The 14,060-nt window shown below is 65.3% G+C and carries 12 protein-coding genes; 6 read left to right on the top strand and 6 right to left on the bottom strand.

The genetic code is table 11. The features are described from left to right. Window position 1: 1 nt before the first annotated feature. The 4 genes from fliI to fliF are packed head-to-tail and all read right to left on the bottom strand — an operon-like array spanning window position 2 to window position 5,132. Window positions 2-1,693, bottom strand: a complete 1,692-nt coding sequence (fliI, locus tag PQR40_RS14340) for a flagellar protein export ATPase FliI (protein WP_408226268.1) — start codon at window positions 1,691-1,693, stop codon at window positions 2-4. Further along, on the bottom strand, window positions 1,687-2,364 hold the full coding sequence (gene fliH, locus PQR40_RS14335; RefSeq protein ID WP_408509242.1) for a flagellar assembly protein FliH: 678 nt from the start codon (window positions 2,362-2,364) through the stop codon (window positions 1,687-1,689). The genes fliI and fliH overlap by 7 nt, the downstream gene beginning before the upstream one ends. Then, complete coding sequence (fliG, locus tag PQR40_RS14330; protein ID WP_408226274.1) at window positions 2,357-3,352, bottom strand: flagellar motor switch protein FliG; 996 nt, start codon at window positions 3,350-3,352, stop codon at window positions 2,357-2,359. The genes fliH and fliG overlap by 8 nt, the downstream gene beginning before the upstream one ends. After that, window positions 3,342-5,132: a flagellar basal-body MS-ring/collar protein FliF gene (fliF, locus tag PQR40_RS14325; protein WP_408226277.1), complete on the bottom strand. Its 1,791-nt coding sequence runs from the start codon at window positions 5,130-5,132 to the stop codon at window positions 3,342-3,344. The genes fliG and fliF overlap by 11 nt, the downstream gene beginning before the upstream one ends. A gap of 238 nt (window positions 5,133-5,370) precedes the next feature. Here fliF and fliE point away from each other — a divergent pair, with 238 nt between their 5' ends. The 5 genes from fliE to PQR40_RS14300 all read left to right on the top strand — a co-directional run bounded on the left by fliE (window position 5,371) and on the right by PQR40_RS14300 (window position 8,612). Continuing rightward, window positions 5,371-5,706 (top strand): flagellar hook-basal body complex protein FliE, encoded by a 336-nt coding sequence (gene fliE / locus PQR40_RS14320; RefSeq protein WP_408226280.1) that lies wholly within the window; start codon window positions 5,371-5,373, stop codon window positions 5,704-5,706. A 295-nt stretch (window positions 5,707-6,001) separates the two neighbouring features. Then, a complete protein-coding gene (fliS, locus tag PQR40_RS14315) occupies window positions 6,002-6,436 on the top strand; it encodes a flagellar export chaperone FliS (RefSeq protein WP_408226283.1) in 435 nt (144 codons plus the stop codon). Then, window positions 6,433-6,759 (top strand): flagellar protein FliT, encoded by a 327-nt coding sequence (fliT, locus tag PQR40_RS14310; protein WP_408226286.1) that lies wholly within the window; start codon window positions 6,433-6,435, stop codon window positions 6,757-6,759. Before fliS ends, fliT begins: the two co-directional genes overlap by 4 nt. A gap of 81 nt (window positions 6,760-6,840) precedes the next feature. Continuing rightward, window positions 6,841-8,250, top strand: coding sequence for a flagellar hook-length control protein FliK (locus PQR40_RS14305; protein WP_408509241.1), 1,410 nt, complete (start codon window positions 6,841-6,843; stop codon window positions 8,248-8,250). Then, window positions 8,247-8,612: an EscU/YscU/HrcU family type III secretion system export apparatus switch protein gene (locus PQR40_RS14300; RefSeq protein ID WP_408226292.1), complete on the top strand. Its 366-nt coding sequence runs from the start codon at window positions 8,247-8,249 to the stop codon at window positions 8,610-8,612. Before PQR40_RS14305 ends, PQR40_RS14300 begins: the two co-directional genes overlap by 4 nt. A 103-nt stretch (window positions 8,613-8,715) precedes the next feature. On the opposite strand, the gene PQR40_RS14295 is transcribed toward PQR40_RS14300, so the two are convergent. Beyond that, on the bottom strand, window positions 8,716-10,134 hold the full coding sequence (locus PQR40_RS14295; protein WP_408509240.1) for a coniferyl aldehyde dehydrogenase: 1,419 nt from the start codon (window positions 10,132-10,134) through the stop codon (window positions 8,716-8,718). Window positions 10,135-10,225: 91 nt separating this feature from the next. Continuing rightward, window positions 10,226-11,911, bottom strand: a complete 1,686-nt coding sequence (locus PQR40_RS14290) for an isovaleryl-CoA dehydrogenase (RefSeq protein WP_408509239.1) — start codon at window positions 11,909-11,911, stop codon at window positions 10,226-10,228. Window positions 11,912-12,376: 465 nt separating this feature from the next. Between PQR40_RS14290 and PQR40_RS14285 the strand changes: the two genes are divergently transcribed. Further along, complete coding sequence (locus PQR40_RS14285; RefSeq protein WP_408509238.1) at window positions 12,377-14,026, top strand: GMC family oxidoreductase; 1,650 nt, start codon at window positions 12,377-12,379, stop codon at window positions 14,024-14,026. The last annotated feature ends 34 nt before the right edge of the window (window positions 14,027-14,060 follow it).

Below are 14,060 nucleotides of genomic sequence, written 5' to 3'. Positions count from 1 at the left end.
GTCAGCCTCCTTGGGCAAACAGCGCGTCCAGCATCTCGAGACTTGGTTCAAAGTTCGCGCACTCGCGAAAACCTTGCTGCAAAAACGCCTCCATTCGCGGATACAGTGCAATCGCACGGTCGAGCAGCGCGTCGCGCCCGCTCGAATAGGCGCCGACATTGATCAGATCGCGGTTGCGCTGATAGCGCGACAGCATCTGCTTGAACATACGCGTCTTCTCGAGATGGTTATCGTCGATCAGCGCGGTCATTGCCCGGCTAATCGACGCTTCGATGTCGATCGCGGGATAGTGACCGGCCTCGGCGAGCGAGCGCGACAGCACGATGTGGCCGTCGAGAATCGCCCGCGCGGAGTCGGCGATCGGGTCCTGCTGGTCGTCGCCTTCGGTCAGCACGGTATAGAACGCGGTGATGGAACCGCCGCCCGCCGGGCCGTTGCCGGTCCGCTCGACGAGCGCCGGCAGTTTGGCGAACACCGAAGGCGGATAGCCTTTGGTGGCGGGCGGCTCGCCCACGGCCAGCGCGATCTCGCGCTGCGCCATCGCGTAACGGGTCAGCGAATCCATCAGCAACAGCACGTGCTTGCCCTGATCGCGGAAATATTCGGCGAGCGAGGTCGAATACGACGCCGCCTGCATCCGCAAGAGCGGCGAGACGTCGGCCGGCGCAGCGATGACGACTGAGCGTGCCAGGCCTTCCTCACCGAGAATCTGTTCGATGAACTCCTTCACTTCGCGGCCGCGTTCGCCGATCAGACCGATCACGATTACTTCGGCGCTGGTGTAGCGCGCCATCGTGCCGAGCAGCACGGATTTACCGACGCCCGAACCGGCGAACAGGCCCATGCGCTGGCCGCGGCCCACGGTCAGGAGCGCGTTGATCGCGCGCACGCCGACGTCGAGCACCTTGTGAATCGGCTCACGGTTCAGCGGGTTGATGACCGGTGAGGACAGCGGCGCATCGGCATGCGCGCCGAGCGGGCCGAGGCCGTCGAGCGGGCGGCCGGAGGCGTCCAGCACTCGGCCGAGCAGTTCCCAGCCGACCGGCAGGCGCTTCGCACCCGCCATCGGATCGGCGATGGGCGCGCTTTCGAGCGGGTACACGCGTGCACCAGGCAGCAGGCCGATCACTTCGGTGGTCGGCATCAGAAACAGTTTGTCGCCGGAGAAGCCGACCACTTCGGCTTCGGCCATCGCCAGCGAACTACCGAAGGGTAGTTCGATCATCACTTCGGCGCCCACCGACAGGCGCAGGCCGACCGCTTCGAGCACCAGACCGGCGGCGCGCGTCAAACGTCCGCAGGCACGCATCGGCTTGGCGATCGCATTACGCGCGCGCATCGCGTCGAGCCGGCCGCGCCAGGCTTGCATGTGGGGGTTGCTGTCGAGTGCGGGATCGTACGGGGCAGGGTCCGGAGGGGGTGCAGCGGGACTCGAAGAAACGGCGGACTCATGGTTTGCGGCGGTGGATTCGCGACTCGCCGCCGTGCCCTTCGCCGGGTGCCCGGCGGCGCCCGGATGTCCGTGAGCGGGATCCCGCAGCGCGGCGTCGATAGCTGCGACTGCGGCCGCAGCGGGTGTAGTCGCAGCCGGCGCATCCGCCAGCGCCTCGGCGCCGAACGACGCCAGCGCCAGTTCGCGCTCGAGCGGCGTCAGATCGCTGGCGCGGATCTCCTCGAGCGTCGGCTTCACCATGTGCTCACCTTGCCGAGTGCGGCGGCGACGCGCTCCCAGCGCGTGTCGATGCCGGCGTCTACCTCGCCGGTGGCGGCTTGCGCGCGGCAGCCGCCGCGTTCGACCGACGGATCGGTACGCACGGTCCAGCCGCGCGTTTGCAGTTCTTCTATCAGATAGGCTTCGACGACCGGCAGGTCAGCGGGGCTGACGATCAACGCCGGCGCACCGAGCAGCGCCGGCTCGGTGGCCAGCACTTCACGGGCGGCGGCAATCAGCGCGGTCGGATCGTGCTGCACATGCTGGCGTACCACCTGTTGGGCGATGTCCAGCGCCAAGGCCGCAAGTGTCTCGGAGATCGCGCCTTGCGCGCCGTCGAGCGCTGCCTTGAAAGTCTCGGCCAGCGCGGCAAGACGCGCCGCTTCTTCACGCGCTTCGCTCTGGCCCTGCTCGAAACCCTGTGCGTGACCTTGCTCGTAACCGGCCTGGTAACCGAGCGCCTGCCCGGCCACGTGACCCGTCGCGACGCCCTGCGCATGCGCAGTGTCGCGCAGGCGTTCGAGTTCGGCTTCGAATGCGCCGTCGTCGACTTCGGGTTCGGGCAGTGCGGGTGGCACCGGGTCGAAGGAGGCCATCTCCCAGCGCTGGTAGGCCGAGAGGCTCTCCTTCGCCGCGGAGTTCTGATCAGACATATGCGTCTTCCGCCTTGCCGCCTAGAACGATCTGGCCGCTTTCCGCCAGATTGCGCACGATTTGCAGGATGCGGCGCTGCTGCGTCTCGACTTCGGAGACACGGACCGGGCCGCGCGCATCGAGGTCTTCGGCGAGCAGTTCGGCAGCACGCTGCGACATGTTCGACAGGAACTTCTGGCGCAGCGCGGGCGGCGCGCCCTTCAGCGAGATGATCAACGCCTCGGACTCGACTTCCTTTAGCAACAACTGGATCGCGCGGTCTTCCAGATCGAGCAGGTTCTCGAACACAAACATCTGATCAATGATCTTCTGCGCAAGTTCCGCGTCGTATTGGCGAACGTTCTCGATGACGCCTTCTTCATGGTTACTCGACATGAAGTTGAGGATTTCGGCCGCCGTGCGGATGCCGCCCATCGGGCTGCGCTTGAGGTTGTCGCTGCCGGACAGGAGGCCGGTCAGCACGTCGTCGAGTTCGCGCAGCGCGGCTGGCTGGATGCCGTCGAGCGTCGCGATTCGCAGCAGCACGTCGTTACGCAGACGCTCGCTAAAGCAGGCGACGATTTCCGACGCCTGATCGCGGTCCAGGTGAACGAGGATAGTCGCGATAATCTGCGGATGCTCGTTCTTGATGAGCTCGGCCACCGCGGCCGAGTCCATCCACTTGAGGCCTTCGATACCGCTGGTATCGCTGCCCTGCAGAATCCGGTCGATGATCGCGCCGGCCTTGTCGCCGCCGAGCGCCTTGGTCAGCACCGAACGGATGTACTCGCTCGAATCGAGCGAAAGGGCGGTGTGCTGCTCGGCTTCACGCACGAATTCCTGCAACACCTCGTCGACCTGCTCGCGTGTCACGTTCTTCAGTGCGGCCATCGCGACGCCGATCTTCTGGACTTCGCGCGGCCCGAGGAACTTGAACACCTGCGCGGCTTCTTCCTCGCCGATTGACATCAGCAGGAGCGCGCTCTTCATTACGCCTTCAGCGCTCATCGGACACCCAATTTTTCACGACGGTTGCAACGATCTTTGGATCCTGGCGCGCGATATTGCGTGCGAATTCCAGATTCCGTTCGTATTTGTGTTTCTCGTTTTCGAACGCCAGCAGCTCGGTGTCGGTTTCCATTTCCGTGACGGCGCCCGCGCGCTCGGCGGCGGGGATACCGTCCAGCAGGACCGGCTCGTCCGGCGACGGCAGCGCTGCGGCGACCTGCTCCGGCGGCGGGAAGGCGCGGCGCAGCGCCGGCTTCACCATCACGAAGTAGAGGAACAGGGCGACGAGGCCAATGCCGAGGTAGGTCGCGATCTGCTTGGCGAGCGCGATCATGTCCGGCGTGCGCCACCATGGCAGGTCGGCATCCGGGTCGACGTCGACGGTGAACGGGCTGTTGACCACGTTGACCGAGTCGCCGCGCGTGGCGTCGAAGCCCATCGCGTCCTTCACCAGCTGATTGACCTGCGCGAGCTTGTCGGCGGTGACCGGCTGCATCGTCGCGTGGCCCTTGGCGTCGACCACCCGCATGTAGTTCACGACCACCGCCACCGACAGCCGTTTGATGCCGCCCATCGGTTGCTCCAGATGCTGCACGGTCTTGTTGAGTTCGTAGTTGGTGGTCGAGTCCTTACGGTCGCTGACCGGCGTCGTGGTCACGCCAGGCGTGCCGTTGCCCGCCGTGATCGGCGCGGAAGCCGGTTGCGGCGGCTGGTTCGACAGCGCGCCCGGCACGCCGGAGGCACCGGCCTGTGACATTTCGGTGGAAGTGCTCGATTGCTGGCTGCGGATCGCCGCTTGCTGCGGGGTGCCGTTCGGGCTGTAGTTTTCCGAGGTCTGCTCGCTGCGCGAGAAGTCGATATCGGCGCTGACCTGCGAGTGCGCGTTGCCGGAGCCGAACAGGGGCGACAGGATGGCGTCGATGCGTTGCTGGGTGTTGCGCTCGATCTGCTGGCGATACTTGAGTTGTGAGGCGTCCAGACCGCTGCCGGTGGACGGCTGCGTCAGCAGGTTGCCGTCCTGGTCGAGGATCGTCACGCCCTTCACCGGCATATCCGGCACCGCCGACGAGACCATATGGGTGATCGCCAGCACCTGGCCTTCGTCGAGTGCGCGGCCCGGGTAGAGGTTCACCAGTACGGAGGCAGACGGCGCTTCCTTGTCGCGCACGAACACGGAGGGCTTCGGAATGGCCAGATGCACGCGCGCCGACTTTACCGATGAAATCGACTCGATCGTGCGCTCCAGTTCACCTTCCAGCGCGCGCTGGTAGTTGATCTGTTCGGCGAACTGGCTGATACCGAACTTCTGGTTGTCCATCAGTTCGAAGCCGACCGAGCCGCTCTTGGGCAGACCTTGCGAAGCCAGACGCAGACGCATTTCATGCACCTGCTCGGCCGGCACGAGGATCGCGCCACTGGCGTCGGTGAACTTATAGGGGATGTTGGCCGCCTGCAGCGCGGTGATGATGGCGCCGCCGTCGCGGTCCGACAGGTTGCTGTAGAGCACCTTGTAGTCCGGCGCGCGCGACCACATGAACAGACCCGCGACAATGGCGACCAGCAGTGCGACCGCGAAAATCAACGGGGCGCGCGGGTTGCCACGCATTTGCGCGAGGCCGGACAGGCGCTGGCCGAAGTTGCCGCCCAGGTTGTTCCCCAGGCCGCCGAGGTCCGCGGCACCGCCGGCCTGGCCGGTGCCGGCAGCGCCCGCGCCCGGCTGCGCGCCGGCGAGGCCCATGCGGGCGTCGGGGTTGATCAAAGAGTTGGCTGACGAATCCATGCGTCGGGTATCTCCGGGATGCCTTTTGCGTTCTGCCGCTCAAACTCGTCGAGGGTCGACGGGCGTGCGAACAGAGACTTTCACCATTGAAATTATCCGCAGCGCGGCTCAACCCGATTGCTTGAATAGAGCCGGGTTTCCCCCCTAGTTTCGGGGCTTTCCCGCATGGCCCACTGCTATGCTTTCATCCAGATCGGCACGGTTTCTGGCATGCCGGTCGTCATTCCCTGGAGAGAACATGACTTTGCCCGTGAACGCGCTTTCGTCGGCGCTGCAACAGATGCAGTCGATGGCAGCGCAAGCGGCCGGCGCCAACAGCGCCGTAGCCGACCAGTCCGGTGCGGCAACCACCGGCGGGTTTGCCTCGGCGCTGAAGGCGTCGCTGGACAAGATCAGCGGCGATCAGACCAAGGCGGTCGGCGAATCTCAGGCGTTCGAACTCGGCGCGTCCAACGTCTCGCTGAACGACGTGATGGTCGATATGCAGAAGGCCAACGTCGGCTTCCAGTTCGGCCTGCAGGTGCGCAACAAACTGGTGTCGGCCTATAACGACATCATGCAGATGTCGGTGTGAGTGCGACTCGGGCGGCAGAGCTGTTCCGCCCGCCCGAACGCATGCGCCCAGATGCAACGCTGTGCGGCTGCACGGCAGGAAGTCCGCCCGGCGCGCCCTTGAGGCGCTTCGTGGCAGGCGGCCTTGCCGCGCTCAGCGCGATATTGCCCCCATGGGCCCCTTAATCCTCCTTACACCGGCCTAAAGCTTTCCCGCTGCCTATCCGATAACCAGGGTACAGGCAGAAATCCGAACGCGGCAACGTGTCCGGATGGGGTGCCACGACCAACCGCAGTGTAAGAGAGGAGGAGCGCCGATGTTTTCCCCAGGACACTCTGGAGCCAATGCGTACGCACGCGTCGGCGTCGAGACAGGGGTGATGGGCGCGAGTCCGCATCGTCTGATCGTGATGTTGTATCAGGGCGCCCGGCAAGCAATTGCGCAAGCACGCATGCATGTACAGCAAGGCAATGTGTCGGCGCGCGGCGAGGCGATCGGCAAGGCGATTCACATCGTCGAAAGCGGGCTGCAATTGTCGCTGAACGTTGAGGTGGGCGGCGAGATTGCAGAGCGGTTGGACGCGCTATATGCCTATATGTCGCGCCGGTTGCTCGAAGCCAACATAAAACAGAGCGAGGCGATGCTGGTCGAGGTCGATGGCCTGCTGGCGACGCTCGAAGAGGCATGGATCGGGATTGCCCCGGAGATCGCGCGGATGGCAACCCAGCCGGCCGCGGAAAGCATGAGATGACATCGAACGCAGAATACTTCGCCCGCTACGAGGCGATTGCAGCGATTTCCCGCCGCATGCTGATGGCTGCCCGGCGCGCCCTATGGAACGATCTGGTCCACTTGCAGGAGGAATACCGGAATCTGGTGGATGCGTTGAGAGACGCGGAATCCGCTGTCAGGCTGGACGATGCGGAGCGTCTGCGCAAATACGCGCTGATCCGTCAGATCCTGGCCGACGACGCCGCGATCCGCGATCTTGCGAATCCGCGCATGGCTAATCTGTCGGCGCTGTTCACCGGACGGCCGACTCGCGTGCTCAAGGAACTGTACGGGGCGCGCTGAGTTTGTCCGCGGGCAACACATTACTCGAGACCGCCTGACTGGATTTGAACGTGCTGCCGCCAATGTGACTAAGGAATCGGTATGAACGGAATCGACACGGTCGTCACTTCGCTGCTCGCGAACCGGGTCGACAGTCTGCTCAATCTCGCGCCAGGCAGTGCGACTGCTTCGCAGACCGGCGCGGCGGGTGTCGATACCGCGCCCGTCACTGTCCCACCTGCCGCGCCCTCCGCGCCGCCGCAGGCTTCCGCACAAACCGCGCTGTCCGCCGTCGCGTTGACGCTCAACGCGATCGTGAGCTCGGGCGGCGAGGCGACGCCGGCGGTGCGCGGCCAGACGCCGATCTGGCCGGCGGCCCCGGCGCTCGACGTCGAGACGGGCGGCTTGCCGCTCTTCGATACGCCTGTCACTCCCGCTGCTTCATCCGCGAATCCAAATACCACCGGTACCGCGGCCACTGCCAATGTGGCGGCGGCTCAGGTGCCGGTCGCGGCGCTCGCGGCCGCGCTTGAACAGACGGTCAGCGACAGCGGCCTGTTTTACGAATCCCATCTCGCGCAATGGCTGGCGGGTCAGCGCTCGCCCGCCGCACTGGCCGGCGAGGCGCAAAACAAGCTGGTGGCCGCCGCGCAATTGCCGCTCGACTGGGCAAGCGACGCCGATCAGGCTGCCTCCTCTAACGCGACGCCCCGGCAGGGCATGGGCGCAACACCGAACGGTCCGGCCAACGGCACAGCGGACGGCAACGCGGCAGCCCGCGCGATGCCGTCGATCCAGACCGCGCAAGCCGCGCGCTTTGTGGCCGGCGAGGTGCTGGCGAGTTCTCTCTCCGACCTGAACGGCCAGCCGGCGCACGCAAGCCTGCACAACGCCGCGGCGCAACTGGCCGACGGCGCAACGTCGCAAAACTCGCAATCGATGGCGGCCGCGGTTCATCCTGCGACCGTTCCTTTGGTCCGTCAGCAACTCGATATGCTTGCCACCGGGCAGTTTCGCTGGACTGGCGAAGCATGGCCGGGCGCCAGGCTCGACTGGACCATCGAGCAGGAGGGCGACGAATGGGACCGCAGCGGCGGCGGCACGGCGAGCGAGGACGATCAGCCGTGGCGTACGCGGCTGACGCTGTCGTTGCCGACGCTCGGCACCATTGATGCGGACCTGACGCTGACGGGCACGCGGCTCGTCGCGCGGGTGCAGGCGAGTCCGGTGGGCGCGGCACGGCTGGCGATGCAGGGTGAGAGCTTTCGTCAGCGGCTTGCGGCAGCGGGCATCGAATTGAATGGACTGACGATTCGCGAGATCGGCGGCGGCGCGCCGATTACCGCGGCGGGTGCTGCCGCGACCGCGCAGGCGGCGTCGGCGTATGCGCGCTCGGCTTCGGCAGCCTCGGCGGCTGATAAGGCTGACAAGGCGTCGGCGGGGCGCCGCACGGTCGGCGGTGCACGCCCGGGAGCCGAACCGCTCGACGATTTCGATTGGGATATGGGATGAGCCGCAAAAATCGCCGCAGCGCGGCCGCGCTCGTCTACGACGCACAAGGCAGCGATCCCGCACCGCGCGTGGTCGCCAAAGGCTACGGCATGCTGGCCGAGATGATCGTGCAGCGCGCCAGGGAAGCCGGCCTGTATGTGCATGAGGCGCCGGAAATGGTCTCGTTGCTGATGCAGGTCGATCTGGATACGCGGATTCCGCCACAGCTCTATCAGGCGGTGGCGGAGTTGCTCGCGTGGCTGCATCGGCTGGAAAGCGGCGCCGAGAATGAGCCGGAAAGCGGCGTGGCCGCCGCGCAGGATGTGACCGATGTGGTCGCGACGGACATTGCGGACGTTTCTGGTGGGGCGCCCGGGCGCTGAACGTTCGCCCCGCGGTTGCTCATCGAACGGTTCGGCCGCTCCGGGTTACCCGGTCCCCGGATGGCCGGATCCCGGATGGCCGGATCCCGGATGGCCGGACCCGTCAAAACCGCATCATCAACTTCAGCAGCGCATTCACCCGCTTGCCGTACGGCGGCGCGATCCAGCCGCGCGCGTTCAGGCGCGTCTGCGTCAGCACCGGCTTCATCTTCGAGAAAGTCACGAAGCCTTCGTAGCCGTGATACGCCCCCATCCCGCTCGCACCGACTCCGCCGAACGGCAGGCTTTCGCACGCCAGATGCATCAGCGTTTCGTTGATCGCCATGCCGCCCGCGATGGTTTCGTGCGTAACGCGCGCGATGGTCGCCGAGTCGTCGGCGTAGAGATATAACGCGAGCGGACGGGGACGCGCGTTGATCCACGCGATTGCATCGTCGAGCGTGTCGTAGGGGATGATCGGCAGCAGCGGGCCGAAGATTTCCTCCTGCATCAGCGCGCTTTCATCCGGTGCATTCGTGACGGCGATTAGCGGGAAGCGGCGGCTTGCCTCATCCGGCGTGCTGTCGGTGAGCGTGTGCAGTTGCGCGCCGGCGGCCTGCGCTTCGTCGGCAAGACGGTGCAGCCGCGTAAAGTGCCGATCCGAGATGATCGAGGTGTAATCGAGGTTGCGCGCAAAGTCGGGATACATCTTCGCCATCCGCGCGCGCGCCCGTTCGATGAACGCCTGCTCCTTGCCGCGCGGCACCAGTACGTAGTCCGGCGCGACGCAGGTCTGGCCCGCGTTGAGCGTCTTGCCGGCGACGAGGTTATCCACCGCGTTGTCAAAGCGCGCATGCTGACCGATGATGGCCGGCGACTTGCCGCCAAGCTCGAGCGTGACCGGCGTCAGATGTTCGGCGGCGGCGCGCATCACTTCATGGCCGACCTTGGTCGAGCCGGTGAACAGCAGATGATCGAACGGTTGCGCGCTGAACGCGGCAGCCAATGCAGCATCGCCGTTCACCACCGCGACGTGGTCGCGCGCGAAGGTCTGGCCGATCAGTTGCTCGAATAGCGCCGAGGTGCGCGGCGTCAGCTCCGACATCTTGATGATGGCGCGGTTGCCGGCCGTCAACGCACTGATTAGCGGACCGGCGGCAAGCAGCACCGGGTAATTCCACGGCACGATGATGCCGATCACGCCGAGCGGCTGCGGCACCACTTTCGCCCGCGCCGGCATCAGCCATTTGCTGGTGCTGCGGCGTTGCGCTTTCATCCAGCGTTTGCCGTGCCTGAGCGCGGCATCGATCTCTTCCTTGACGAGCAGGAATTCGGCAAGCAGCACTTCCTGTTTCGCGCGATTGCCGAAGTCGGCGTTCATTGCGTCGGCGAGTGCGTCGCGGTTGTCGAGCATGACTTTGCGCAGTGCTTTCAGATGGCCGGCGCGGGCCTCCCATGACGGATACGGCGCGCGCAAATAAGCATGGCGTTGATCGCGCAGCAGCGCTTCGAGCGCGGCGACCTCTGGCAGATCGTTCTTCATGTGTGTCCACTCCCTGATGGATAACGGTACGCGTCGAGGCGCGCTTATTGGTGTGTTGTCCTGTCGTGCGACGGTCTTGCGAAAGGCTTTGTCACGCTGGAAATGCCCGCTCGATGATCGCCGCGTGGTCGATCGTCGCCGGCAGCGTGCCGTACACGCGGCCGCTTTCGCCGCAGCCGTCGGCGAGACGCGTCGCGATGAAGGCATCGGCGATTTGCGGCGGTGCGTGCTTCACCAGCAAGGTGGCCTGCGCGATCAACACGATCTGCTGCGCGATGCGTCGGGCTGATGCTTCGCGCCGTTCGGCGGGTCCGTTGAGCGTGGCAGCGAGCTTGCCGAGTGCGGCGCTCAAAGCCGGATGTCCCTGCGCATCCGTTTGCCATGCAGCGAACAAGGCCTGCGCGGCTTCGGGCTCGCGCTCCATGGCGCGCAACACGTCGAGACACATCACGTTGCCCGAACCTTCCCAGATCGAATTCACCGGCGCTTCACGATAGAAGCGCGCCATCGGACCGGTTTCAACGTAACCATTGCCGCCCCAGACTTCCATTGCCTCGCCGGTGAATTCGAGCGTGCGCTTGCAGACCCAGTACTTCGCGGTGGGCGTGACGATCCTGCGCCACGCGCGCTCGGCGGGCGCGGCCGACGACGCGTCGGCTGACGCTTCGAAAGCGCGTGCGAGTCGCATGAACAGCACGGTCGCTGCCTCCGATTCCAACGCCAGGTCGGCGAGCACATTGCGCATCAGCGGTTGATCGGCCAGATGCCGGCCGAAAGCGCTGCGATGCCGTGCATGATGGATCGCCTGCACAAGCGCTGCGCGCATTAACGCCGCGCTGCCGATCACGCAATCGAGCCGCGTGTAGTTCGCCATTTCGATGATGGTCGGCACACCACGCCCTTCGTCGCCGATCATGATGCCGAACGCGTCGAAGAATTCGACCTCGCTGCTGGCATTCGAGCGGTTGCCGAGTTTGTCTTTCAGACGCTGGATCTGCACAGCGTTCTTGCTGCCGTCCGGCGCGAAACGCGGCACGAAGAAACATGAGAGGCCTTCGTGATCGTCGGTGCGGGCGAGCACCAGATGCGCGTCGCATTGTGGCGCGGAGAAAAACCATTTGTGGCCGACGAGGCGGTATTCCGCGCCGCGCCCGCTGCCGCGCGTGGCATACGCGTGGGTCTGGTTGCTGCGTACGTCTGAGCCGCCTTGTTTCTCGGTCATGCCCATGCCGATCATGGCCGAGGTTTTTTGCGTGAGCGGCACGTCGCGTGGATCGTGTTCGCGGGCGTAGAGCTTGTCGCGCAGCGTGGCGAACAATGCGGGTTCGCGTTGCAACACCGGGATGCTCGCGAAGGTCATTGTCAACGGGCAGAGGGAGCCGGATTCGAGTTGTGCGTGCAGAAAGTAGCCAGCGCAACGCGCGACCATCGCGCCGCGCTGCGGATCCGAAAACGGTAACGCGTGCAGGCCTTCGCGGCGCAACAGCGACAACAGCGTATGCCACGAAGGGTGAAACTCCAGCGCATCGATGCGTTCGCCGCGCGGGCTGTGCGTGACGAGTTCGGGCGTGTGGCGGTTGGCCAGTTCGGCAAGCGCGAGTGTCTCCGGCCTAGTGAGCGCCGCGCCGTGCCGCTGCAGCGCCTCGCGATGCCACGCGGCCCCTTCGCGTTGGAGGGCGGCGGATAGAGCCACATCGCTCGAAAACAGGTTGTAGTCCGCGAGCGGCGGCGGCTGATTGGTTACGTCGTGGGTGTGGCCGAAGCTGTGCCGTTCCATCTACTGTCTCCGTTCACCGGATGCGCGCCGCCGCCGATCGACGGTGTGCTGTTTTATCGCGGCGTGTCGTGCCGCACGCTCAGAGGACGGCGCACCGGGCGCCGTGTTTGAATGCCGTGCGCAGCGGCCTGGCGGGCGCATGCGCGTCTTTCATCATAGGGTCGCGGGAGGGCTTTCGTTTAGAGGGATCGCTCTGACATGAACCGGTCGTCGCGCCCGAACGCTCCTTACAATGCCGATAAAACATACGTAGACAAGTGTGCTGCAATCGCTTGCATGGGATCGGAGTAGCCAGCTTTGCATGGGATCGGAGTTCGCGCTTTAGCTGTCGGTCGGAGTTCGCGCTTTAGCGCGCTACTCCGATCCCATGCAAAGCTCGCTACTCCGATCGACAGCTAAAGCGCTAACTCCGACCGACAGAGACAGGGGCTGCGAGCAACGCGGCCTCCAATAGGAGGAGCGCGGATGCAATACGACTACATCATCGTCGGTGCGGGCTCAGGCGGCTGCTCGCTTGCGAGCCGTCTGGCGGATAGCTGCCCCGATGCAACGATCGCCCTGATCGAAGCCGGTCCGCATACGGACCGGAATCTATTCGTGAACATGCCGGTCGGCGTGGCGGCCGTCGTGCCGCACAAACTCAAGACCAACTACGGCTATCTGACGACGCCCCAGCCGGGGCTGGGCGGCCGTCAGGGCTATCAGCCGCGCGGGCGGGGCTTCGGCGGGTCGAGCGCGATCAACGCGATGATCTACACGCGGGGCCATCCGCTCGATTACGACGAATGGGCGCAACTTGGCTGTGACGGCTGGTCATGGGCCGAGGTGCTGCCGTATTTCCGCCGTGCCGAAGGCAACGAGCGCGGCGCCGACGCATGGCACGGCGCTGACGGCCCGCTAACGGTGTCCGATCTGCGTTATCGCAATCCGTTTTCGAAGCGTTTCGTGCAGGCCGCGACCGAAGCCGGTTACAAATCGAATGGCGACTTCAATGGCGCGGACCAGGAAGGCGTCGGTTTCTACCAGGTGACGCAACGTGATGGACGGCGCTGCAGCGTCGCGCGCGCCTATATCTACGATCGCGAACGGCCCAATCTGCATACGATCGCCGATGCGACGGTGCTGCGCGTGGCCTTCAACGGTAAGCATGCGAGCGGGGTCGAAATCGTGCGCGGCGGCCGTACTGAAACGCTGGAGGCGCGCGCTGAGGTTGTGCTGGCAGCGGGCGCGTTCAATTCGCCACAATTGCTGATGTGCTCAGGTATCGGGCCGGCGGCGCACTTGCAGTCGCTCGGCATTGCGGTGCTGCACGACGCGCCCGAAGTCGGCCAGAACCTGATCGATCACGTCGACTTCACGATCAACAAACGGGTGTCGTCGATCGAGCCGACCGGTTTTTCGATTCGCGGCATCGCGCGGATGCTACCGCAGTTTGTGACCTTCATGCGGCATGGGCAGGGCATGCTGTCGAGCAACGTCGCTGAAGCGGGCGGCTTTCTGAAGAGCCAGCCGACGCTCGAGCGCCCGGACCTGCAACTGCATTTCTGCGCGGCGATCGTCGACGACCACAACCGGCACATGCATTGGGGCCATGGTTATTCGCTGCACGTGTGTGTGTTGCGGCCGCATAGCCGCGGCACGGTGGCCCTCGCGAGCGCCGACGCGCGCACCGCGCCGGTGATCGATCCGCGGTTTTTCAGCGATTCGCGCGATCTCGACCTGCTGGTGGAAGGCGCGCAGATGGCGCGGCGCATTCTCGACGCGCCTTCGCTGGCGCTGCACGGCGGCAAGGATCTGTACACGCACTCCGGTCAGACGGCGGAGGAACTGCGCCGGACCATCGCCGAGCATGCCGACACGATCTATCACCCGGTAGCGACCTGCCGGATGGGCGGCGATGCGCAATCCGTGGTCGACCCGCAATTGCGGGTGCGCGGCGTGACGGGGCTGCGGATCGTCGATGCATCGGTGATGCCGACGCTGATCGGCGGCAACACGAATTCGCCGACGGTGATGATCGGCGAGCGCGCGGCCGACCTGATCGCGGCGAGCCGGCGCGAGGGGCAAGCGGTGTCGGCGATGGCGTCGGCGGGAGTCACCGGCGTAGCGGTTTGACGATGCACCAATCTTCCTAATCTGGGTGGTAAAT

This window comes from Paraburkholderia sediminicola, assembly GCF_046026855.1.
GTDB lineage: Bacteria > Pseudomonadota > Gammaproteobacteria > Burkholderiales > Burkholderiaceae > Paraburkholderia > Paraburkholderia sediminicola_A.
This window is presented reverse-complemented; position numbering and strand designations above follow the sequence as displayed.